This is a genomic window from Microbispora sp. NPDC088329 (genome assembly GCF_040685655.1).
In the GTDB taxonomy this organism is placed as follows: domain Bacteria; phylum Actinomycetota; class Actinomycetes; order Streptosporangiales; family Streptosporangiaceae; genus Microbispora.
In genome coordinates this window covers 25985-47043 of the sequence record NZ_JBFBIP010000010.1, presented here as the reverse complement: position 1 = coordinate 47043, position 21059 = coordinate 25985, and the positions used below count along the sequence as shown (strand labels likewise).

Sequence of the window (21059 nt, the reverse complement as noted above, 5' to 3'; positions counted from 1 at the left end):
GCGTACCCGGCTGTTGCTGGCGTTCGCATTGCTGTGCGTGGTCACCGCGGCGGCGGTGGCCGGCGCGGCCTACGTCCAGGCCCGCAACGCCATTCTGGAGCGCGCCCAGGATGCCGCGGTGCAGACGGTGAGAAGCCGCCTGCAGGCGCTCTTCCCGTTGCGGAATCCGGCGCCGGGCCCGGCCGAGCTCGCCGAGATCGCCCACACCGTGTCCGACGGGAACGACGACGCGGTCGCCTTCTATTACGAGACGCGCTCGCTGACCGCCCCAGGCCCGCCATGCCTGCGTCCCGGCGTGCCGTGCCTGACTCCTGGCGTGCCATGTCTGCCTTCCGGCAGGCCGTGCCGGCCCGGCCTGGATCCCGAAACGATCCCCAAGGAGCTGCGGCGGAAGGTGGCCGGCGGCGATATGGCGTGGCAACGCGTGGTGTGGCCGGACGGGCCCCACCTGATCATCGGCACGCCGATGCTGATCGTCGAGGGGGACCGGCCGGCGCGGGCGTCCGGCATCGAGGTCTACGTCGCGCACAGCCTGGCTCCCGAACAGCGCAGCATCGACCGGCTCGCCGCATTCGCCTGGCTCACCGGCGGCGCGTCCCTGGCGTTCGCGGTCGTGCTGGCGATGCTGGCCACTCGTGGCGTGCTGGGGCCGGTGCGCGAGCTCGGCCGGGCGGCACGCCTGCTGGGCCAGGGCGAGCTGCGGACCAGGATCGCGGTCCGCGGCTCCGACGAGCTGGCCGACGTGGCGCGCACGTTCAACGACACCGCGGCGGAGCTGGAACGGCACGTCGAGCAGCTCCGCGAGATGGAGGCCGACGCCCGCCGCTTCGTGGCCGACGTGTCCCACGAGCTGCGCACCCCGCTGGCGGCGCTCGCCGCGGTGGCCGACGTCCTCGACGAGGAGGCGGCCAGGCTGCCCGAGCCCGCCGGCAGGGCCGCCAGGCTGGTCAGCCAGGAGACGCTCAATCTCACCGGGCTGGTGAACGACCTTATCGAGATCAGCAGGTTCGACTCCGGCGTCGCGGCCCTCGCGCTGAACGAGGTCGACGTGGCCGAACTGGTGCGCGCCACCCTGCGCGCCCGGGGCTGGCCGGAGCAGGTGCACACCGAGCTTCCCCCCGCGGTGACGGCATGGCTGGACCCGCGCCGAGTGGACGTCATCCTCGCCAATCTGGTCGGCAACGCCCTGCGGCACGGCGAGCCACCGGTGTCGGTACGGCTTTCCGCCGACCCGCACTGGATCGCTCTCGAGGTCCGCGACCACGGGCCGGGACTGGGCGAAGCGGTGCTGCCGCACGTGTTCGACCGGTTCTACAAAGCCAGCGCCGCCAGGGCCAGGTCCGAGGGCAGCGGCCTCGGCCTCGCCATCGCGCGGGAGAACGCGCGCCTGCATCGGGGCGACCTCACCGTTGCCAACGCCCCGGACGGCGGCGCCGTGTTCACGCTGCGCCTGCCACGCCGGGCACACGATCCGGACGGAGGCCCGGAGTGAGGACCGGAGTGAGGACCGGGGTGAGGCCTGGGGTGAGGCCCGGGGTGAGGCCAGGGCTCGCCCGCCGCGTGCTCGCCGCGTGCCTCGTATCGCTCGTCGCCACGGCCGGCTGCGGTGTGCGACCCAGCGACGTCATCCGCGCCGGCGACCCGCCGAGCGGAGCCGTCGCACCGACCGTCACACCAGCCGTCACTTTCTACCTGGTGAAGAACGGCCGGCTCAGCGCGGTGACGCGGCCCGGTCGTCGGCTGCCCCCGGCGGACACGCTCGCGCTGCTGGCCGCGGGGCCCACCACGACGGAACAGGCGGACGGGTTCACCACCGACGTCCCGCCCGAAGCCGCTCCGTTCTCGGTGACCGTCAAGCCGTCCGGCCGTCTGGTGGTGACCCTGTCCACTCCGGCCGGCGAACTGTCCACACTGGCCGTCGCGCAGATCGTGTGCACGGCCGCCGCCTTCGTGCCGGAGGGCTCTGCCCAGATCACCGTCGTCGGTGCCGGGCAGAGCGCCGGCCCTCGGAACTGCCCCGCGTGACGATATGACCTGTCCATCACTCCGGACAGATCGCCGTGGTCTCGGTCGATCGCGTGAAGCGTGCGGCTGACGGTGGCGTGACGTCGATGCTCGCGGCATGTTCCGTAGCATCGACCCGTGGTTGACGGAACGGTGTTTGACAGAACAGTGGTTGACGGACCCGTGGTCGGCAAAGCGGTGCACGCGATCCGGGTGGTCCTGGCCGACGACGAACCGGTGATCCGCGCCGGGGTCCGGGCGATCCTCGCGGCGGACCCCGGCATCGACGTGGTCGCCGAGGCCGCCGACGGGCGTGAGCTGGTGGACGCCGTCCTGGCGCACCGGCCCGACGTCGCGCTCGTCGACATCCGGATGCCCGGCCTGGACGGGCTGGCCGCCTCGGCCGAGGTGCGCAGGGCCGCTCCCGGCACCGCCGTCTTGATCATGACGTCCTTCGGCGAGGACGCCTACATCGCCCGGGCGCTGGGCGACGGTGCGGCGGGGTTTCTGCTGAAGACCGGCGATCCACGTGAGTTCCCCCTCGGGGTGCGGGCAGCGGCCGACGGCGGGGCGTACCTGTCGCCGCCGGTGGCCGCGCGGGTCATCCGGGGGCTCGCCGGAGACCGGCTGGCACGCGCCACCGCGGCCCGCGAGCGCGTCGCCGCCCTGACCGGCCGGGAGCGCGAGGTGCTCGCCCTGGTCGGCGAGGGCCTGCCGAACGCGGGCATCGCCGCCCGCCTGCACCTCACCGAGGGCAGCGTCAAGACCTACGTGAGCACGATCATGGCCAAGCTCGGCGTGCCCAACCGGGTGCGGGCGGCGCTCATCGCCCACGAGGCGGGGCTGGCGGACGTGCGCTAGTCGCCGCCGATCGGCCTCGGCCTGCTCCGCCGTCGCGCCGGCCGCCGGATGCGGTTCAGCTTCCGAGTGCGTGCTCGTAGTCGGGCAGGTCCAGGGAGGTGACGGCGGAGCGGCCCTCGGCCCTGGTCCGCAGCGCCGTATCGCCGCGCAACATCGCGTTCCGCGCGTCGAGATGCCGCCGGGTGCGCGGGGCGAGCGCGCTGCCGCCCTCCGTGGCGAGGGCCTGGTTGCGCTCCACGAAGCCCCGGATCGTCTTCTCGTACGCCGCGAAGGCCGCCGCGTGATCGCTCCTGTGGGTGGCCAGCTCACCGGCCAGGACGTACGCACCCACCAGCGACACGCTCGACCCCTGGCCCGACATGAACGACGTCGCGTACGCGGCGTCGCCGACGAGCGCGACCCGGCCGGTGGACCAGGCGGGCATGTGGATCTGGCTGACGATGTCGAAGAACAGGTCGCCGGCCTCGCGCATCGCCGCCACCATCCTGGGGATCTCCCACACGGTGTCGGGGAACGTCGCGGCCACGAGGTCGCGCTGCGCCCGCGGGATGCGGAAGGCCGCGAAGGGTGGTTCGTCCTGCGCGAAGGTCAGGAAGCCGTACACCCGATCGCCGGATTCCTGTGCGTAGAGGGCGGCGGCCCGTCCTGGGGTGTTCCATAACACCGCCTCGTGCTCGAGGCCGAGCTCGTTGGGCAGCGTGAAGACGGCGAAGCAGAAACCGAGATAGCGGTGGTAGCGCTCCTCCGGGCCGAAGGCCAGGCCCCGGGTGTTGGAGTGCAGGCCGTCGGCGCCGATCACCAGGTCGAACGCGCGACGGGCACCGCTGTCGAAGGTGACCTCCACGTGGCCGCCTCGGTCGTCGAGGGCGGCGATGGAGTCGCCGAACAGGAACTCGGCCTTGTCCCCCACCAGGCCGTAGAGGCAGTCGGCCAGATCGCCCCTGCGCACTTCGAGGTCGAGACCCTCGGCGCCGCCGGTGACGGCCTCCGGCCGCAGGCTGGTGAGGACCGAGCCGTCGGTGTCGAGGAAGGTGATCCGGCGGGTGTCCACGTGGAGCCGCCGTAAGCGCGCCATCAGGCCCATGCGCTCGACGACGTCGCGTGCGGTGCCGCGGATGTCGATGGGGTACCCTCCCCCGCGCAGGTGGGAGGCCTTCTCCACGACAGTGACCTTGAAGCCGTAGCGGGTCAGCCAGTAGGCCAGCGACGGACCGGCGATACTGGCCCCTGAGATGAGGATCGTGCGGTTCATTCGGAGTCCTTCCTGTCCGTACCTGCCGCAAGCAACAGATGCTTACTTTAGGTATCCTTTTTGCGGACGCAATGCCGCCATGAACATCGACACGATCCACCGTATAGATACATGTGTTAAGTATGCAACCGGAGCCGCCGATGAACGCCGAACCCGAGGGCCGCGCCGGCGTGGACGACCAGGTGCTGGCCGTGATGCCCCGCCTCACGCAGCTGGGCAACGCCGTCAGCCGCGGCCGCCTGACCGAGCACGCGATGAAAGCCGCCGGGATCGAGGTGGATCGCCCGGCCTTCTCCGTCCTGATGTCCGTGCATCTGGCCGACAAGCCGCTGCGGATCAGCGAGATCGCGGAGAAGATGCAGGTCGTCCAGCCCCACGTCACCCGGCAGGTTCAGCAGTTGGAGCGCCGCGGCCTCGTCCGCCGCATCGGCGACCCGAACGACCGCCGCGTCAGCTTCATCGAGCCGACCGGCGAGGGCACGGCGGCCGCCGACCGCTACGCGCGGACGCTCATCGGCTGGTTCACCGGCGCCATCGCCCACTGGTCGGAGCAGGACCGCGAAGACCTCGGCCGCCTGCTGGCCCGCTTCGCCGACGACGTCACCGCTCACCTGGCCACCCTTGAGGACGGCTGAGCTCGCCGCGCCCGCCGTCATCGCCTGAGAGGCGGGACCGGCGGGCGTGCGGTGGTCAGCACCGCCGCCAGCGCCGGGTGTCGCCGCATCGCGGCGACCAGGGCGGTCGCGGGATTCCGCAGGGCCTTCAGGACCAGCGCCGCGGTCACCGCGCCGAACAACAGCCCCGCCGCCACGTCGTGCGGGTAGTGGACGCCGACGAAGACCCGGGAGAACGCCTCCAGCAGCGCGAGCACCGGCGCCACCAGCGCCATGCCGCGCCACAGGGCGACCAGCGCGACGGCCGCCGCCGCGCCGAAGGTCGCGTGGTTGCTCGGCAGCGACCAGTCGCCGTACGGCGGGCAGGGCGCCACCGTGACCACGTCGGCGAGGTCCCAGCAGGGGCGCCGCAGCCGCAGGACGCTCTTGACGCCCTCACTCGCGAGATAGGCCCCCACCACCGCGAGCGGTGCGAGCAGCGCGAGCGCCATGCGGCGGTCGTCCCCCCGCCGCGCCCGCCACCAGCCGAAGACGAGGAACGCGAAAAGGAGCGCGGGGACGGCGTCCGTCGCGACCTCCGCCGCGTCGCGCACCCATGCAGGGGTGTGCTGGGCGAACGCGGTGACCTCCCGATACCACTCGGCGCTGATGTCCGGGACGTCCTCGATCTCGTTGCTCACCGGTTCCCCTCCGTGTGCGTGCCGCCGTCCGGCCCATCGACCCTAGAGCCGGGCGATACGGCGGGCACTTACGGAAAGTCACCGGTGACCCCTCACTTTCGTCAACGGTGCGCCGGGACGGTCGCCTCCTCCTCCTCGCGCGCGCCGGCCGGAACGGCCGTCTCCCTGCGGGTGAACCGCGCGTAAGCCAGGGCGGCGCCGCCGATCAGCAGCGGCCAGACGAGGTAGACGCCCGACGCGGCGACCAGCAGGGCGACCGCCACGAGCGCGAGCAGGGCGGCGGCCCTGGCCCGGCCGCGCGGCAGCAGCCGGATGGCGGCCGCCACGCCGATCGCGTAGACCACCACGAAGGACCCGTTGGTCATCAGCACCAGCGGACGGATGCCGGTCCCCGCCGCGTACACGACGGCGAGGGCGAGGAAGGACAGCACGGCGACGACCGCGAGGCTGCGCCGGGGCACCTCCCCGGCCACGCTGCCCCGGGAGAGCCAGCCGGGCAGGGCGCCGTCGCGGCCGAGGGCCGCGCCGAGCTTGGCCGCCCCGGCCCAGTACGCGTTCATCGCGCCGAGCGTCAGCAGCAGGGCGGCCACGGCGGCGAGCAGCCGGGCGTTGCCGCCGAGACCGAGGGCCAGCAGGTCACCGAGGGGCGCCCGCGCGCCTCCGGCGGCCGGGCCGAGGACCGCGACGGTGGCGAAGGCGACCGACAGGTACAGCACGCCGACCAGCACGACGGCGGCCGTGGCCGCCCTGGGCAGGTCCCTGGACGGCCTGCGGAAATCGGCGGCGAGGTGGGTGATCGCCTCCCAGCCGGCGAAGCTCCACACCAGCAGGGCCGCCGCCGGGCCGATCGCCGTCCAGCCGTGCGGGGCGAACGGCCGCAGGTTGGCCGCGTCGGCGTGCGGGAGCGACAACGCGACGGCGACGACGAGCAACGCGACGAGCAGCCCGGCCAGCCCGAGCTGGACCCGGCCGGTCACCCGCAGCCCGGAGGCGTTCGACACGGTCACGACCGTCATCAGCGCCGCCGCCGTCAGCGTCGCCGTGCCGGTGCCGCCGCCCACCGCCGCGGCGACGTATTCGCCGCCGAACAGCGCCGCGGCGGCGGCGCTCGGCGGTATCGCGAAGTAGAAGCACCAGCCGACGACGACGGCGGCCCGGTCCCCGAAGGCGAGGCGGGCATAGGTCGACACGCCTCCGGAGTCCGGATGGCGCGCGCCGAGCGCGGCGAACGCCGCGGCCAGCGGGGCGGACAGCACGACCAGGCCGAGCCAGGCCAGCAACGACGCCGGCCCGGCGGCCTGGGCCGCGAGCGCGGGCAGGGCGATCACGCCCGTGCCGAGCACCGCGCCGACATACATGGCGGTGCCCTGGGCCGCCGTGAGGCGGCCCCCCGGGGCGGCCCCAGATGAGGCGGCACAGGATGAGGCCGCCCCGAGTGAGGCCGCCCGTGGTGAAACCGTGGGTGTGACGGCAGGTGTGACGGCAGGGGTGACGCGGGACGTGACGCTCGTCCGAGCCATTCGCGCTCACCTTCCATTCGGCGGAGCATGACCGCACCGACGCTATGAACGCCCTGGTCAACGGGCAAGGAAACAGCCACTACAGTGCGCCGGAAATCATCCGGACGATCGGCGGGAGGTATCGAAAGGTGTAGGTCCGGCCTCTCCCGCCGGCATCGCGATTCTCATTGTCTGGACATGCGGCGTGGTCCAGGATGGAGGCACTCGTCCGCTTTCTCTCGGGGGGTCCATTGGCGGGAGACCGAAATCCGGGGGCGGCGGTCCCGGACGTCGAGGGTTTCCTGGAAGCGCATCGCGCCGAAATTCTGGAAGCGTACGCACAGAGCCTCGCGGCACTGGACAGCCCGATCAGCCGTGATCCGGTCGCCCTCCGGCAGACGCTGGCCAACGCCGAGCAGATCCTCGACGACGTGGCCGAGACGCTGCGAGCCGGCAGCATCAGGGTGGGCGACTCCCACAAGCTCATCGCGTGGGAGGTGGGCGCGACCAGGGCGGCGACCGGGGTTCATCCGGACGAGTCGCTACGAGCGGCCTCGGTGTGGTTCCAGACGGTGGTGGCCCACCTGCTGGAGCGGATGCCCGGCGACGGCGCGTCGATGCGGCTGTTCGCGCTGGTCGTGCTGGGGCTGGAGCGCAGCGTCACGGCGCGGATCAGGGAGTCGGCGGCCGGCTACTCCAGCTTCCTGCTCGACAAGGTCCGCGAGGCCCAGATCGAGGAGCGCCGCCGGATCGCCCGCGAGCTGCACGACCGGATCGGGCACGGCCTCAGCGCCGCCCACCGGCAGCTGGAGCTGTACGACATGCACAGGGCGAGCAAGCCCGCCACGGCGACCGCCAAGGTGGAGACCGCCCAGCGGGCCATCCTGGAGACCATGCGGAACCTGCGCGCGGTCACCGGCGAACTGCACCCGCATGAGCCGCGGGGCAGCCTGGAGAAGGCCCTGCTCTACTACCTCGAGACCGTGGACGTGGACGACGTGGACGTCCGGCTGCGGGTCAGCGGAGACGAGACGTGGGCCTCCCCCGCCGTGTGCGACGAGTCCTTCCTCATCCTGCGCGAGGCGACCAGGAACGCGCTCAGCCACGGCGATCCCACCAAGGTGCTGATCCGGGTCGACTTCGCCCCGCACGAACTGCGGGCGTCCGTGGACGACGACGGCCTGGGCTTCGCCGAGGGGAGCGGCCGGCCGGACGGGGTCGGCCTGCTGTCGATGCGGGAGCGTGCCGCGATCATCGGAGGGACGGCCACCGTCACGAGCAGGCCCGGTCACGGCACACACGTCGAACTGCACGTGCCCTTCTCCCGGCTCGACGGTTGACGGCGGCCGGTGCCCGTCCCACACCACCGTTGGGTCCGATTCCATCCCGCCCGAGCAGGGGTCTCCCCGGAGGTATCCGATGAGCCGGTCCGGCAGCCCGATCACCATCGCCCTCATCGACGACCACGCGTTGTTCCGGGAGGGCCTGCGCGAAATCCTGGAGGCCCAGGAGGACTTCGAGGTCGTCGGCGAGGCGGGCGACTCCGGCGGGGCGGTGGCCCTGGTGGAGCGGGAGCGGCCCGATGTGGTCCTCTTGGACGTCGAGATCCCCGGTGACGACGCCACGCGGACCGTGGCCCGGATGCGCGCGATCTCACCCGAGTCGCAGATCATCATCCTCAGCATGTACGACGGCCCGCAGTTGCTGAGCCGCCTGCTCGCGGCCGGTGTCCGCGGCTACCTGCTGAAGAGCGTGCACCGCCAGGAGCTGATCTCGGCCGTCAAAAGCGTCAGGAACGACCCCGACCGGCTCGTGCTCGCCGTCTCGCGCGACGCGTTCGCCCAGCTGCAGGGGGATGGGATACAGGGGGGCGGGTCGCGGGTGGTGCTGACCGGTAGGGAGCGGGAGATTCTCGAGCTCGCCGCCCAGGCGCTGAGCAACCAGCAGATCGCCACCCGGCTCACCCTCACCGAGGCGACGGTCAAACGGCACCTGCACAACGTCTTCACCAAGCTCGGCGCGGTCTCCCGGATCGACGCGGTCAACAAGGCGCTGGGCGCCTCGCTCATCTCGCCGCACCGCGATCGGCCGACGCCCCGCCTCCGTCCCGGGCCCGGCCTCCGGGGACGGCACTCGTCTCCCTGAACCGGACCCGGGCGCCGCCGAGGCGCACACGGGTCCGGGCGGCGGGAGTGCTCTCGCCGCCGCCCGGACCTCCGGTCGTACCGTCAGGGGCCGCCGTTCATCGGTGGCCGGATCAGTGGCCGCTCATCGGTGGCCCTTCATCAGGGGTAGCTGACGACGTTCACCGGGACGGTGGCCGTGCCCTGGGCCGCGCCGCCCGTGGTGTTGATCACATGGGCGATCGTTCCCACCCCGCCCAGCGACACCGTGAGCAGGTCGTGGAACTTCACCCCCGACCTGTTCGGGGCCTCGAAACCACGCTCGGCCACGATCGAGGGATCGGTGCTGAAGTTGCAGTAGCTGCCCATGCCCCAGGCCTCGTGGCTGGTCACGGAGTCGGCCACTTTGTAGGCGGCGTAGCCGCGGGTCGAGCCGTTCATCCAGGACGCCTGGTTGGGCGGGTCGTAGGGCAGCTCGTTCTGGAAGAAGATCGTCTTGCCGCCCTGGCCGTTCCAGATCACCTCGTACTTCTTGTAGTGCTCGACGAACAGGCCGTACGCCGTCACGTTGTCGCCGTTGACGATCAGGCCGGTGTCGGCGGGGTTGGTGTTCCAGCCCACGCCCGCGCCGTGGTCGGCCCGCCACGCCCAGATGTGGTCGATGATCGTGTTGTTGCTGTTCACGACCAGGCTGGTCGTGGCCGAGCCGGGGCCCGCGCCGCCGATCCGGAAGAACACGTCCTGGATCGAGGTGGGGTTGCCGGCGTGGCTCGCCGAGGCGCCGTCGGGGCCCACCCGCAGCAGCACCGGCGAGTTGACCGTGCCGGCGTCGAGCAGCAGACCGGCGATCTTCACGCCGTCGACGTCCGCGACGTTCATCGCGACGACCCCGTTGTCCGGGATCAGCGTGGCGTAGCCGAGCCCGAGGACCACGGTGTCCGGCCTGGTCACGTTCAGCGTCTGGCTGAGGTGATAGACGCCCGGCGTGAACAGCAGGTTGAGCCCCTGGCTCAGCGCCTGGTTGAGCGTGGCGGCGCTGTCGGACGGCTTGGCGACGTAGAACTGCGTCAGCGGGATCAACGTGCCGGGGGTCGCGCCGTTCGCCCAGCTCACGCCGCTGGAGTTCGTCCGCAGCGACGGGACGAAGACGCGGTAGGCGCCGCCCGAGTCCACGTACAGGTACGGCTTCTCCCGGGTGACCGGGCTGGTCGCGAGCGTCGTGTACGGCGGATTCGGGAAGCTCTGCGCCGGAGCGCCGACGACGCCGGAGAACACCATGTTCCAGACGCCGTTGGTCCAGCCGCCGATGGTGCTGTCGCGGGTGAACCACTGCTGCTGGGAGTAGGGGCCGACCGTGCCGTCGACCTTGCTGTCAGCGATGTAGCCGCCGCTCGCCCAGCCGTACCCGTTGGGGGCGAGGTTCAGCCCGCCGCGCACGTGGATCCGCCGGAACGGCGCGGCCTGGGCCACGGCCCACCGGTCGGTGCCGTTGACCGGGACGACGGCCAGGTTCTCCGCCGACCGCCAGAAGTTCTGGGTGGCGTTGCCCTTGAACCACCCGGCGTCGACGGTGATGTCCCCGTTGATCGTGACGTTGTCGGGCGACTGGCCGAGACCGGCGATCGAGGTGTAGAAGCCGATCTGGGCGTTCAGGCCGCTGTAGGTGCCCGGCTTGAACAGCAGCGCGTAGCGCTGGCTGCCGAACTGGTTCGACTCCTGCTGCCTGAAGATGGTGTCGAGCGTGCTCTGGATGCTCGCGCTCGACATCGACGGGTCGAAGATTCTCACGTTCGGCCCGAGGTCGCCGCCGCCCGGAAGGGTGGGGCCGCCGTCGTCACCGCCGCCGGTGGTGTTGACGGCGAACTCCCAGAGCGAGTAGCCGTACGCCGTGGCCCGGGTGAGGCCGGTCATCCGGACGTAGCGGCCGGTCGCCGACAGGTCGAGCGACTGCGTCCCGCTCACGCCGTTCACCGTGGCGGTCGCGTCCGACCAGGCCGAACCGTCGGCCGACACCTGGATCTTGAACGTCCTGGCGTAGGCGGCCTCCCAGTTCAGGATCACCTTGCAGATCTGCTGCGAGCTGCCGAGATCCACCTGGATCCACTGCGGATCGCTGAACGCGCTCGACCACCGCGTGCCGGTGTCACCGTCGAACGCGGCCGACGCCGGTGACCCGGCGTTCTCCGTCGAGGAGGCCGACGACGGCCTCCCCTGCGCGACGTTGGCCGTGCCGCAGGCCGACGCCGTGGCGCTGTAGGTGGTGGGGACGACGCCGGTCACGGCCGCGAAGGTCGCCAGCGCGACCAGCCCGGCGGCGACCCGGCCGGAACGTCCGCGCCGCCGGTGCGTGGAGTGAAGCCGTAAGGATGGAGGCATGCACGTCTCCTTGGCTGCGGAGCCCCTTGGACGAGGGTTCGGGGGATGAGAGAGGTCCAGCGGACTGAGAGTGCGCCCGCTACTCCGCTTATGTCAAGGCTTATTTCACAGCTAAAAATATCTCCGGCTTCCAGGGCCGCTCGGAAGCCGGTCTCCGGCAGGGCGCCGACCCCCGCGCCCCTCCGGGGCGTCACATCCCACCGGTCGCGCCCTGCCCTTCCGTCGTCGGCCTGGCGAGCAGCCGTTCGGACAGCGCCCACAGACGGTCGGCACGCCCGGCGTCCATCGCGTACGGCAGGTAGTGGCCGCGCGGCGGTGGGCCGTCACCGTGCCACGGCCGGGCGAAGGAGCAGCCTTCCAGGTATCCCCCGCCGGCACCCGACAGCTCGGGCGCCGTCGCCGCCCACACGGTGGTCGCCGCCCCCTGCTCGGGTGTCTTCCACCCGGAGTTCGGCCAGCCGCGGCCGGCACGCTCGGTGTCGGACATGTGCCGCTGCAGGTCCGTGACGATCGCGCCCGGCATCACCGCGTTCGCGGTGATCCCCGAACTCGCGTAACGGCGGTCGAAGGCCACCGCGAACAACGCGTTGGCCGTCTTGGACTGTCCGTACGCCTGCCAGCGGTCGTACGGACGGGCGAGGTAGTTCGGGTCGTCGAAGTCCACGTCGGAACGGCGGTGCGCGCTCGACGTCAGCACGACCACCCGGGCGCCGTCCGCTCTCAGCAGGCTCGGCACGAGCCCGGTCACGAACGCGAAGTGGCCCATGTGGTTCGTGCCGAACTGCGACTCGAAGCCGTCCTCGGTGCGGGTCAGCGGCGGTGCCATGACCGCCGCGTTGGCCACGAGGATGTGGCATGCCCTGCCGGTCGCGTTGTGCCGGTCGGCCCAGCCCCTGACCGAGGTCAGGGACGCCAGGTCGAGGTGGCGGAAGACCACCGGACCGCCGCCCGCGAGAGCCGTCAGCTTCGCGGCCGCGGCCTCGCCGCGCACGCGATCGCGGCCCGCGATGACCACCCGCGCCCCGGCGGCGGCCAGCGCCCGCGCCGTCTCGAACCCGATCCCGCCGCTGCCGCCGGTGACGACGGCCTCCCGCCCCGACAGGTCGGCGCCGGCGACGACCTCCAGCGCCGTCCTCGAAATCTCCGTCATGCGGCCCAGCCTCTTCCCGGCGGCCGATCCCGGCCAGGTCCTGCGACACCTGGCAATACGACGGCCAGGCTCGCCCGCTCACCCGCTGCCATAGTGGGAACATGGCGCAGTCGAACGAGCTGGGCGACTTCCTGCGCGCTCGCCGGGCGCGGCTCCGGCCGGACCAGGTCGGCCTGCCCGGCACCGTCGGCCGCCGCCGGACTCCCGGCCTGCGGCGCGAGGAACTCGCCGCGTTGGCCGGGCTCAGCGTGGACTACTACATCCGCCTGGAACAGGGCCGCGAGCGCAACCCGAGCCCCGCGGTCGTCCACGCGCTCGCTTCCGCCCTGCACCTCGACGCCGACGAGACCGCCCATCTGCACGCGCTCACGCATCACGCGGCAGGCCGCCGTCCCCGCCCCTCAGCCACGTCTCCGGCCGCGCCGCCCGCTGTCGCCGCCCTCCTCGACCGGCTGCGCCCCTGGCCCGCTCTGGTGCTCGCCCGGAACGGGGACGTGCTGGCCGCCAACCCCGAGGGCCTGGCCCTCTACGCCGGTCTCGATTCGCGGCACGACGTGCGCCCCCGGCGCGGCGGCGCCAAGACCTTCCGTCATCCCGCCGCCGGCGACCTCGTGCTGTCGCACCAGAGCCGGCACCTCGACGACTCCTCCGTACGGCTGAGCCTCTACCAGCCGGAACCGGGCTGTCAGGACCGGCTCCACCTGCTCACGCTCGGTGCCGACGCCGCGAGTTCCCCCCGATGACCGTGCTCGCCCTGCCGGCGGACCCCCGCCTTCCCGCAGGCCCGCGAGTCAGCCCGCGGCGGTGATCCGGGCGACCTGGGGAGCGTTCAGGAACTCCTCGAGCACGAGCGTGGCGGCCCCCAGCGCGACCGCGTCGGGGCCGAGACGGCCCAGGACGATCGACGTCGCGGCGTACGGCTCGGCCAGCGAGTTGTCCGCGGTGGCGCGGCGGATGCCGGGCAGCAGGCTCTCGCCGAGCTGGATCCCCACCCAGCCGCCGATCACGATCTTCTCGGGGTTGACGAGGTTGACCAGGTTGGCCAGGCCGACGCCCAGGTAGGTGACGGTCTCCTCGACCACCGGAGACTTCGACGCGAGCACCTGGGCGAGGTCGTCCTCCCAGTCGCCGCGCGAGGTGACACCCGCCCGGTCGAGGATGGCCTCGATGCCGACGTACGCCTCCAGGCAGCCGCGTCCGCCGCAGCGGCAGGGCCGCCCGTTCGCGACGATCTTCGTGTGGCCCCACTCCCCGGCGCTGCTGCTGACCCCGCGGAACGTGGTGCCGTCGGCCACGATGGTCGCGCCCACTCCCACGCCGAGCAGCACGATGACCGCGTCGGAGGCGCCCCGGCCCGAGCCGAACCACAACTCGGCCTGGCCCATCGTCTTGGCGCCGTTGTCCACGTACAGCGGGAGCGAGGTGCCCCGGCGCAGGAGCGCTCCAAGCGGAACGCCGTCCCAGCCGAAGGTCTTGGCGTGGATGACGCCGTCGGCGCCCGGCTCGACGATGCCGGGGACCCCCACACCGATGCCGAGCACCTGCTCGGGCGACACGCCCGCGTCGGACAGCACGACCTCGACGCCCGCGAGGATGTGCCGGGCGATCAGTTCGGGGTCGTGACGGGCCGGCCGCAGCATGTAGTCCACCTTGGCCCGCTCGGTCATCTCCAGGTCGAACAACCCCACCCGCACGTGGGTCTCGGCCACGTCGACGCCCACGGCGAAGCCGTACTCGGGGTTGACCCGCAGCAGCACACGGGGCCGGCCGCCGTCGGACTCCACCTGGCCCGCTTCGACGACGATGTTCTCGCTCAGCAGGCCGGCGGTCATCGTGCTGACCGTGGCGGCGCTCAGGCCGGTGCGGGCGGTGAGGTCGTTGCGGCTGGTCGGGCCGGAGAAGTAGAGCGCGCGCAGCAACACGGCCCGGTTGCCTCTGCGGATGTCCCGTACCGTCCTGCGCTGAGGCCTCGCCATGACCACCCTCCCCGTCGACACGGTCATCTTAGTTCAGAGGTGAAAACAAGCACCTCCGCCCTCCTCAGACCTCTGCACGGTCGCATCTCCCGGTTACCCGTCCGTTAAGCCCGCGTGTCGCCCTCGCCCTTCTTCCGAACCCTGAACCAACACCACGGCACCTTGATCTCAGACAATCGTGATGACTGCCACCGAGGCCTCGCGCACGCGGCTCGCCGTCCGGCGCGGCGGCAAGACGCGCGGCGCCTACGCGGTCATGCGCGGGCGGTCGCGAGCTCCTTCATGAGGACCTCGACGAGGGCGGCGGCGGGAAGGTCGCGGCAGCGACGGTATCCCCGGCCGCACCACAGGGCCATCGCCTCGGGGTCGCCGTGCTCCGCCGCGGCCCGCCGCAACCCCTTCGTCAGGTGGTGCACCTGCGGGTAGCACGCGGGTGCCGACGCCTCGTGTTCGGCCATGAACCGGTTGGCCAGGCCGCGTGCCGTACGTCCCGAGAAGGCCCGGGTGAAGGCGGTGCGGGTGAACCGGGGATCGGCGAGAGCGGCCTTGTGCACGGGGTGCGCCCCGCTCTCCGGCGTACGCAGGAACGCGGTGCCGAGTTGCGCGGCGACCGCGCCCGCGGACAGGACGGCGGCGACGTCCGCACCGTCCATGATCCCCCCGGCGGCCACGAGCGGGACGCCGGTGTGCTCCCGCACGAGGGACACGAGTTCCGCCAGATCGTCGGGCGCCTCCCAGGAGGACGGCCAGGAGGGAGCCGCGGGCAGGAAGGCCGCCTGGTGCCCACCTGCGCCGGGCCCCTGGACGACCACGGCGTCGGCTCCGGCATCGGCCGCCGCGACCGCCTCCCACGGGGTGTTCACCATCACCATGACGACGGCTCCGGCGTCGTGCAGGCGGGCCGTCACCTCGGGCGGCGGGCAGCCGAAGGTGAAACCGGCCACCGGCACCTGTTCGTCCACCAGCAGGTCGATCTTGGCGTCCCACTCGTCGTCGTCCGGGCCCGGCGCCTCGGGCAGCGTCACGCCGTACCGCTCGGCCTCGGGGAGGAGTTCGTCGCGGTAACGCGCCACCGCGGCCGCGTCGGCCGACTCGGGCCCGGCGAACTCCGGCCGGGAGGACTCGGACCGGACGACTTGGGGGCCGGGGACGAAGACGTTCACGCCGAACGGCCGGTCCGTCCGCTCGCGCACCGCCGCGATCTCCCGGCGCACGTCCTCCGCCGTACGGTAGCCCGCCGCGAGGAACCCGAGGCCGCCCGCCACGGACACCGCCGCCGCCAGGGCAGGGGTGGACGCGCCGCCCGCCATGGGCGCCTGGATGATCGGATTCGACGGCCCGAAGGGCAGGACGCGACCGGTCACGAGACCTCCTCACTCGTCTTACAGCAGCGTAGAACGCGGTCGGCGAGCGCCCCTGCGGCCCCCGCAGGAGCCGCGGGCCGAGCCCAAGTCGCGGGCCCAGTCGAAGTCGCGGTTCAGTCGAATTCGGGGTCGGTGGTGCGGCTGCGCTTCAGCTCGTAGAAGTACGGGAACTTCGCCATGGCGAGGGCGCCGTCGTAGATGCGGAGGGCCTCCTCGCCCCGCGGGATGCGGGTCATCACCGGCCCGAAGAACGCCACGCCGTCGATGTGGATGGTCGGCGTGCCGACCTCGTCGCCGACCGGGTCCATGCCCTCGTGGTGCAACCGGCGCACGATCTCGTCGTACTCGTCGGTGCCGGCGGCGTCGGCCAGCTCCACCGGCAGCCCGACCTCGGCGAGCGCCTCCTTGGCCACGAGCCCGTAGTCCTTGTTGTTCTGGTTGTGGATGCGGGTGCCCATCGCCGTGTACAGGTCGCGCAACACGCCCTCGCCGTGCTGCTGTGCGGCGGCGACGCACACCCGGACCGGGCCCCACCACCTGGGCACGGCTTCGCGATAGAAATCGGACACGTCCTGCTTGCCCTCGTTCAGCACGGAGAGACTCATCACCCGGAACCGGAGGTCGAGGTCGCGCTGCTTCTCGACCTCGAGGATCCACCGCGATGTGATCCACGCGTAGGGGCAGACGGGGTCGAAGTAGAAGTCCACCGTGGGACGGCTGTCCGCCCCGGCCTGGTCGACAGTCCTGTCGATGTTGCTCATAAAACGTTCCTGACGGGATGAGGCGGATGAATCGGGGGGCCGGTCCGGCGAGCGTATCCAAGGGCAGCGTGACGCGTCACCGGGCCCGATCCCATGAACCGTCGGCGCTTTCCCATAATTCCCGCAGGGATGATCGTAATTTTGGACCGGCCGGGCTCTCTAGGCTGACCTCATGGCTGAGATCCACGAGAAAACAGCGATCCGCGACAGGGCCATGACCCTCCGGGCGCTCCATGTGCCCGGTGACCCCGTCGTACTACCCAACGCCTGGGACGCCGCGTCGGCGCGTGCCGTCGAGGCGGCGGGCTTCCCCGCCGTCGCGACCAGCAGCGCGGCCGTCGCCGCCGTGCTGGGCTACGAGGACGGGCAGGACACGCCCGTGGACGAGATGTTCGCGGCCGTGGCCCGCATCACCCGCGTCGTGGCCGTCCCCGTCACCGCCGACGTGGAGCGCGGCTACGGTCTGGAGCCCGCCGAGCTCGTCGAACGGCTGGCCGCCGCCGGCGCCGTGGGCTGCAACCTGGAGGACTCCGACCCGGCGACCGGCACGATGATCGACGCAGCCGAGCAGGCGGACTTCCTGGCCGCCGTACGGGCGGCGGCGGCCAAGGCCGGAACCGACCTCGTGATCAACGCCCGCGTGGACACCTTCATCCACGGCGCGGGGACTCCTGGAGAGAGGCTCGCGGAGGCGCTCGACCGGGCCGGCCGCTACCTCGACGCCGGCGCCGACTGCGTCTACCCGATCCTCGCGAGCGATCCCGAGGTCATCGGCACGCTCGCGCGGGAGATCGGCGGCCCGATCAACGTGCTGATGTGGCCCGGCGTGCCTTCCATCCGCGACCTCGCGGCCCTCGGCGTGGCCAGGGTCAGCCTCGGCTCCGGCATCCACCGTGCGACCCAGGCGTTCACGGCCGGCATGCTCGACACGATCGCCCGAGGCGACGACCCCTTCCCACCCGCCTGACCCGCCCGCGTCCCGATCCGCACCACGCCCACCACCGGGGGCCGCCCTGACCTGGTTCGCCTACCTTGCTCCGGGCGGCCGCTCCGGCTCCGCCGCGTACGACCAGCCCGACCAGCGCTCGACCCGGACGAGGATCGCGGGCCCGGCGGGGGGACGCTCGCGATACTGGGCGTACTTGCGCACCAGCCACGCCACGGCCCGCTCGCGCTCGGGGCCGCCCTCCACGACGCGGGCGTGCCCGTCGGCGCGCACCCACCACAGCCGTTCCCAGTCGTCCTCGTAGTGGTCCGCCAGGAGGCAGACGCGGGGATTGTCGCGGATGTCGCGCAGCCGCCGCAGGTCGGTGGCGCTCTTCGGCTTGTGGTCCACGGCCGTCACGACAGTGCCGAGCCCACCGCCCAGCCCAGTATCGAGCCCACGGCTCAGCCCACCGCACAGCTCCGCGCCGGGCCCTGCTCCCACGCCGGTCGCGGGCACTCCCCCGTCATCGGGCCCGGGGCCGTACGCCGAGGCATCGGGGCCGTACACCAGAGCGAAGGTGACGGGGACGAGCCGCGGGGCGCCCTCGGCCCCGGCGGTCGCGAGGCGGGCCACGCGGGCCGCCGAGAACAGGGCGCGGGCCCGCTCCTCGGGCATCCTCACCAGGCCAGCCTACCCACCGTGGTCGCGCTTGATCGTCTTTGTACGGCGGCCTATGGTGTCCGCCATGGAGGCATCTGAGTTACTCGAGCGGGCCCGCTCGAGCGCACGCGACCCCGAAGATCCCCTGGAAATCCTGTCCGCCGCGATCACCCTGGTTCCCGACCTGGGCGGCGAGGCGGACGCCCTGCTCGACCTCGCGGTGCGCCGTGCCCGTGAGGCCGGCGCGTCCTGGACCGCCATCGGTGAGCGGTTCGGCTACATCAGGCGGAGCGCGCGCAGGCGGCGCTTCACTCCCGCCTTCGCCCACCGCCACCTGGTGAACCGCCGCATGAAGCGCGACGCCGCCTGCTCCTTCTGCCGCAGGCCGCCCGGCCCGCGCGTCCACATGGTGCACGGCGAGGGCGGGCGCATCTGCGACCGCTGTGTGGCGCTGGCCGGCGACATCGTCGCCGGGCTGGCCCGCCGCGGCCGCTGACGCACGTCAGGTGACGGTGAGCCGCCGCGCGTAGCGCTCGTCCCGCCACAGCTCCTCGCCGAGCACCTCGGCCAGCGCCGTCGCCGCGTCGTACACGTCGACATGGCGCAGGTACAGCGGGGCGAAGCCGAAACGGACGAAGTCCGGCTCGCGGTAGTCGCCCATCACGCCCCGGTCCGCGAGCGCGCGGACCACGGGGTAGCCCTGCGGGTGACGGTAGCTGACCTGGCTGCCCCGCCGCTCCGGGTCGCGCGGGGTGGCCAGGGCGAGCCCGAGCCCCGGGTCGACGATCTCGTCGAGCAGGTCGATGAACAGCGAGGTCAGGGCCACGCTCTTGGCTCTGACCTCGCCCAGGTCCACCCGCTCCCAGATGTCGAGGGACGCGTTCAGCGCGGCGTACGACAGGATCGGCGGGCTGCCCGTGGCGAAGCGCCGCACACCGGCGGCGGGGCGGTAGTGCGGTTCGAAGTCGAAGGGCGCGGCATGACCGTGCCAGCCCGACAACACGTTGTGGACGGCGTCCTGATGGCGCGGCGCCACGTACAGGTACGCGGGAGCGCCGGGCCCGGCGTTCAGGTACTTGTACGTGCAACCGACGGCGAAGTCGGCCTCGCCCACCCGCACGGACAGCGCCCCGGCGCTGTGGCACAGGTCCCACATCATGAGCGCACCGGCCGCCCGGACCCGCTCCGTCACCGCCGCCATGTCCCTGGCCGCGCCGGTCCGGTAGTCCACATGCGACAGCAGCACGAGCGCCACGTCCTCGCCGAGGGCGTCCTCCAGCGAACGGCCGCCCTCGCCGATGTCCCGGATCTCGTACGCGCCGAGCGCCCGGGCGGCGCCCTCCACGACGTACCGGTCCGTGGGGAAGTTGTCCAGATCCGAGACGATCACCCGGCGGCCGGGCCGCAGCGGAAGGGCGGCGGTGACCAGCTTGAAGATGTTCACCGAGGTGGAGTCGCCGGCCAGCACGTCTCCCGGGCGCGCGCCGATCAGGGGCGCGATACGGTCGCCGGTCGTCTGCGGCATGTCCCACCAGCCGGCCGTGTTCCAGCTCGCCCCCAGATGCACACCCCACTCGGTCTCGACCGTGTGGGCCACCTTCTGCGGCGTGTGCCGGGGCAGCGCGCCGAGCGAGTTGCCCAGCAGGTAGACGACCCCGGGAGGCAGCGAGAACTCGTCCCGGAACCCCGCGAGCGGGTCCTTGGCGTCGAGGTCCTGGCATTCGGCACGGCTGAGAACCATCGGCAACTCCTTCGTCACCGCATTATGTACCGAAATATCCGATCTTGTAGTGGTCGTGATGACGGAGCGTTCACGGTGCCGGTAATACCGGAAGGGACCGTTCCACCGTAGCGGACGGCTATAACCCCCAGAGATCGCCACACCGGCACGATCAGCGCAAAGTAAGCACAAGACGCACCCAAGACTCTGTGCGATCGTGGACAAGACGGGGCAAGTTCTCTGGAGACGCCATCCCCCCGTTGGTGACAGAGGGTGATCAAACGTGACGGAATCCCCGGTGCATCACGAGTCTCCGATCTATCGCCGCATGGCCGACAGGCTGCGCGATCAGATCCTGTCCGGCGAACTCGGTGATGGAGACCGGCTACCGGGCGAAAACGCGCTCATGAAGGAGTACGGCGTGGCACGCGCGACGGCACGGCAGGCGCTGGCCGTGCTGATCAACGAAGGGCTCGCCGTGCCGAAGCGGGGCTCGGGCGTCTACGTGCGCCTGTTCCGCCCCATCCGCCGCCACGGGTCCCGCCGGCTCTCCAGGGAGCAGTGGGCCCAGGGCCTGGCCATCTGGGACTCCGACACCAGGGGCCGGTCGTACGTCGTCGACGAGGTGCGCATCCTGCGCGAGCCGGCGAGCGAGCAGGTCGCCCGCGTGCTCGGCACCGGCGAGGTGTGGGTGCGGCGGCGCCGTTACTCGGTGGACGGCCGCCCGGTGCAGCTCGCGGCCTCCCACTTTCCCGCCGAGCTCGTGGACGGCACGGCGATCGTCCGGTCCGACACCGGCCCCGGCGGGGTGTACGCCCGGCTGGGCGAGCTCGGCCGGGCTCCCGTCCGTTTCAGCGAGGAGGTGCGGGCGCGGATGCCGCTGCCCGGGGAGGTCGAGTCGCTGGGCCTCCCGGCCGGCACGCCGGTGATCTCCGTCATCCGGGTGGCCTTCGCGGAAGGAGGGGTGCCCGTCGAGGTCAACGAGATGATCCTGGACGCGGCGTCGTATGTACTCCAGTACGACTTCGACGCCTAGGTCAAGAGGGAACGTTGACCTGACTGTCCCGATCATTGATTTCTCTAGAGATGTC

The 21059-nt window shown here is 72.1% G+C and carries 20 protein-coding genes; 10 read left to right on the top strand and 10 right to left on the bottom strand.

Annotated elements, in window-relative coordinates; genetic code table 11:
* Positions 1 to 13 precede the first annotated feature (13 nt).
* The 3 genes from AB0O28_RS20065 to AB0O28_RS20055 all read left to right on the top strand — a co-directional run bounded on the left by AB0O28_RS20065 (position 14) and on the right by AB0O28_RS20055 (position 2865).
* Positions 14 to 1492, top strand: a complete 1479-nt coding sequence (locus AB0O28_RS20065) for a HAMP domain-containing sensor histidine kinase (protein ID WP_363642197.1) — start codon at positions 14 to 16, stop codon at positions 1490 to 1492.
* 44 nt (positions 1493 to 1536) lie between these two features.
* Entirely contained in the window at positions 1537 to 2025 is a 489-nt protein-coding gene (locus AB0O28_RS20060; protein WP_363642195.1) for a GerMN domain-containing protein, read from the top strand.
* Between the two features lie 147 nt (positions 2026 to 2172).
* Positions 2173 to 2865 carry a response regulator transcription factor gene (locus AB0O28_RS20055; RefSeq protein ID WP_363642193.1) on the top strand — a complete coding sequence of 231 codons (693 nt, stop codon included), beginning with the start codon at positions 2173 to 2175 and terminating at the stop codon, positions 2863 to 2865.
* Between the two features lie 55 nt (positions 2866 to 2920).
* Here AB0O28_RS20055 and AB0O28_RS20050 read toward each other — a convergent pair whose 3' ends face one another.
* On the bottom strand, positions 2921 to 4117 hold the full coding sequence (locus AB0O28_RS20050) for an FAD-dependent monooxygenase (protein ID WP_363642191.1): 1197 nt from the start codon (positions 4115 to 4117) through the stop codon (positions 2921 to 2923).
* Between the two features lie 140 nt (positions 4118 to 4257).
* Here AB0O28_RS20050 and AB0O28_RS20045 point away from each other — a divergent pair, with 140 nt between their 5' ends.
* Positions 4258 to 4752 (top strand): MarR family transcriptional regulator, encoded by a 495-nt coding sequence (locus AB0O28_RS20045; RefSeq protein WP_363642189.1) that lies wholly within the window; start codon positions 4258 to 4260, stop codon positions 4750 to 4752.
* Between the two features lie 17 nt (positions 4753 to 4769).
* Here AB0O28_RS20045 and AB0O28_RS20040 read toward each other — a convergent pair whose 3' ends face one another.
* On the bottom strand, positions 4770 to 5411 hold the full coding sequence (locus tag AB0O28_RS20040; protein ID WP_363642187.1) for a phosphatase PAP2 family protein: 642 nt from the start codon (positions 5409 to 5411) through the stop codon (positions 4770 to 4772).
* A gap of 101 nt (positions 5412 to 5512) precedes the next feature.
* A complete protein-coding gene (locus AB0O28_RS20035) occupies positions 5513 to 6931 on the bottom strand; it encodes an APC family permease (RefSeq protein ID WP_363642185.1) in 1419 nt (472 codons plus the stop codon).
* Positions 6932 to 7161: 230 nt separating this feature from the next.
* Between AB0O28_RS20035 and AB0O28_RS20030 the strand changes: the two genes are divergently transcribed.
* Together AB0O28_RS20030 and AB0O28_RS20025 are read left to right on the top strand one after the other, a co-directional pair.
* Entirely contained in the window at positions 7162 to 8250 is a 1089-nt protein-coding gene (locus tag AB0O28_RS20030) for a histidine kinase (protein WP_363642183.1), read from the top strand.
* A gap of 79 nt (positions 8251 to 8329) precedes the next feature.
* Entirely contained in the window at positions 8330 to 9055 is a 726-nt protein-coding gene (locus AB0O28_RS20025) for a response regulator transcription factor (RefSeq protein ID WP_363642181.1), read from the top strand.
* Positions 9056 to 9195: 140 nt separating this feature from the next.
* Here the strand turns inward: AB0O28_RS20025 and AB0O28_RS20020 are convergent, their stop codons facing one another.
* Positions 9196 to 11409 (bottom strand): discoidin domain-containing protein, encoded by a 2214-nt coding sequence (locus AB0O28_RS20020; RefSeq protein ID WP_363642179.1) that lies wholly within the window; start codon positions 11407 to 11409, stop codon positions 9196 to 9198.
* Positions 11410 to 11599: 190 nt separating this feature from the next.
* Complete coding sequence (locus AB0O28_RS20015) at positions 11600 to 12559, bottom strand: SDR family NAD(P)-dependent oxidoreductase (protein WP_363642177.1); 960 nt, start codon at positions 12557 to 12559, stop codon at positions 11600 to 11602.
* A 101-nt stretch (positions 12560 to 12660) separates the two neighbouring features.
* On the opposite strand from AB0O28_RS20015, the gene AB0O28_RS20010 reads away from it, so the two are divergent.
* Positions 12661 to 13302 (top strand): helix-turn-helix domain-containing protein, encoded by a 642-nt coding sequence (locus AB0O28_RS20010; RefSeq protein ID WP_363642175.1) that lies wholly within the window; start codon positions 12661 to 12663, stop codon positions 13300 to 13302.
* 48 nt (positions 13303 to 13350) lie between these two features.
* Here AB0O28_RS20010 and AB0O28_RS20005 read toward each other — a convergent pair whose 3' ends face one another.
* The 3 genes from AB0O28_RS20005 to AB0O28_RS19995 all read right to left on the bottom strand — a co-directional run bounded on the left by AB0O28_RS20005 (position 13351) and on the right by AB0O28_RS19995 (position 16660).
* On the bottom strand, positions 13351 to 14535 hold the full coding sequence (locus tag AB0O28_RS20005) for an ROK family protein (protein WP_363642173.1): 1185 nt from the start codon (positions 14533 to 14535) through the stop codon (positions 13351 to 13353).
* 254 nt (positions 14536 to 14789) lie between these two features.
* Complete coding sequence (locus AB0O28_RS20000; protein ID WP_363642171.1) at positions 14790 to 15899, bottom strand: nitronate monooxygenase; 1110 nt, start codon at positions 15897 to 15899, stop codon at positions 14790 to 14792.
* Positions 15900 to 16012: 113 nt separating this feature from the next.
* Entirely contained in the window at positions 16013 to 16660 is a 648-nt protein-coding gene (locus tag AB0O28_RS19995) for a disulfide bond formation protein DsbA (protein ID WP_363642169.1), read from the bottom strand.
* Between the two features lie 172 nt (positions 16661 to 16832).
* On the opposite strand from AB0O28_RS19995, the gene AB0O28_RS19990 reads away from it, so the two are divergent.
* Positions 16833 to 17627, top strand: coding sequence for an isocitrate lyase/phosphoenolpyruvate mutase family protein (locus AB0O28_RS19990; protein WP_363642167.1), 795 nt, complete (start codon positions 16833 to 16835; stop codon positions 17625 to 17627).
* A 60-nt stretch (positions 17628 to 17687) separates the two neighbouring features.
* On the opposite strand, the gene AB0O28_RS19985 is transcribed toward AB0O28_RS19990, so the two are convergent.
* Positions 17688 to 18263 carry a TIGR03668 family PPOX class F420-dependent oxidoreductase gene (locus AB0O28_RS19985; RefSeq protein ID WP_363642564.1) on the bottom strand — a complete coding sequence of 192 codons (576 nt, stop codon included), beginning with the start codon at positions 18261 to 18263 and terminating at the stop codon, positions 17688 to 17690.
* 70 nt (positions 18264 to 18333) lie between these two features.
* Here AB0O28_RS19985 and AB0O28_RS19980 point away from each other — a divergent pair, with 70 nt between their 5' ends.
* Entirely contained in the window at positions 18334 to 18744 is a 411-nt protein-coding gene (locus AB0O28_RS19980; protein WP_363642165.1) for a ClpX C4-type zinc finger protein, read from the top strand.
* 6 nt (positions 18745 to 18750) lie between these two features.
* Here AB0O28_RS19980 and kynU read toward each other — a convergent pair whose 3' ends face one another.
* Positions 18751 to 19989 (bottom strand): kynureninase, encoded by a 1239-nt coding sequence (gene kynU, locus AB0O28_RS19975; protein WP_363642163.1) that lies wholly within the window; start codon positions 19987 to 19989, stop codon positions 18751 to 18753.
* A gap of 262 nt (positions 19990 to 20251) precedes the next feature.
* On the opposite strand from kynU, the gene AB0O28_RS19970 reads away from it, so the two are divergent.
* Entirely contained in the window at positions 20252 to 21004 is a 753-nt protein-coding gene (locus AB0O28_RS19970) for a GntR family transcriptional regulator (RefSeq protein WP_363642161.1), read from the top strand.
* The last annotated feature ends 55 nt before the right edge of the window (positions 21005 to 21059 follow it).

Excerpts from the sequence above, each read along its gene's own strand:
- AB0O28_RS20010 (WP_363642175.1), top strand. The coding sequence starts at position 12,661 with ATGGCGCAGTCGAACGAGCTGGGCGACTTCCTGCGCGCTCGCCGGGCG.
- kynU (WP_363642163.1), bottom strand. The coding sequence starts at position 19,989 with ATGGTTCTCAGCCGTGCCGAATGCCAGGACCTCGACGCCAAGGACCCG.
- AB0O28_RS19985 (WP_363642564.1), bottom strand. The coding sequence starts at position 18,263 with ATGCCCGAGGAGCGGGCCCGCGCCCTGTTCTCGGCGGCCCGCGTGGCC.
- AB0O28_RS19990 (WP_363642167.1), top strand. The coding sequence starts at position 16,833 with ATGGCTGAGATCCACGAGAAAACAGCGATCCGCGACAGGGCCATGACC.
- AB0O28_RS20020 (WP_363642179.1), bottom strand. The coding sequence starts at position 11,409 with ATGCCTCCATCCTTACGGCTTCACTCCACGCACCGGCGGCGCGGACGT.
- AB0O28_RS20015 (WP_363642177.1), bottom strand. The coding sequence starts at position 12,559 with ATGACGGAGATTTCGAGGACGGCGCTGGAGGTCGTCGCCGGCGCCGAC.
- AB0O28_RS20045 (WP_363642189.1), top strand. The coding sequence starts at position 4,258 with ATGAACGCCGAACCCGAGGGCCGCGCCGGCGTGGACGACCAGGTGCTG.
- AB0O28_RS19980 (WP_363642165.1), top strand. The coding sequence starts at position 18,334 with ATGGAGGCATCTGAGTTACTCGAGCGGGCCCGCTCGAGCGCACGCGAC.
- AB0O28_RS20035 (WP_363642185.1), bottom strand. The coding sequence starts at position 6,931 with ATGGCTCGGACGAGCGTCACGTCCCGCGTCACCCCTGCCGTCACACCT.
- AB0O28_RS20050 (WP_363642191.1), bottom strand. The coding sequence starts at position 4,117 with ATGAACCGCACGATCCTCATCTCAGGGGCCAGTATCGCCGGTCCGTCG.
- AB0O28_RS20005 (WP_363642173.1), bottom strand. The coding sequence starts at position 14,535 with ATGGCGAGGCCTCAGCGCAGGACGGTACGGGACATCCGCAGAGGCAAC.
- AB0O28_RS19995 (WP_363642169.1), bottom strand. The coding sequence starts at position 16,660 with ATGAGCAACATCGACAGGACTGTCGACCAGGCCGGGGCGGACAGCCGT.
- AB0O28_RS20025 (WP_363642181.1), top strand. The coding sequence starts at position 8,330 with ATGAGCCGGTCCGGCAGCCCGATCACCATCGCCCTCATCGACGACCAC.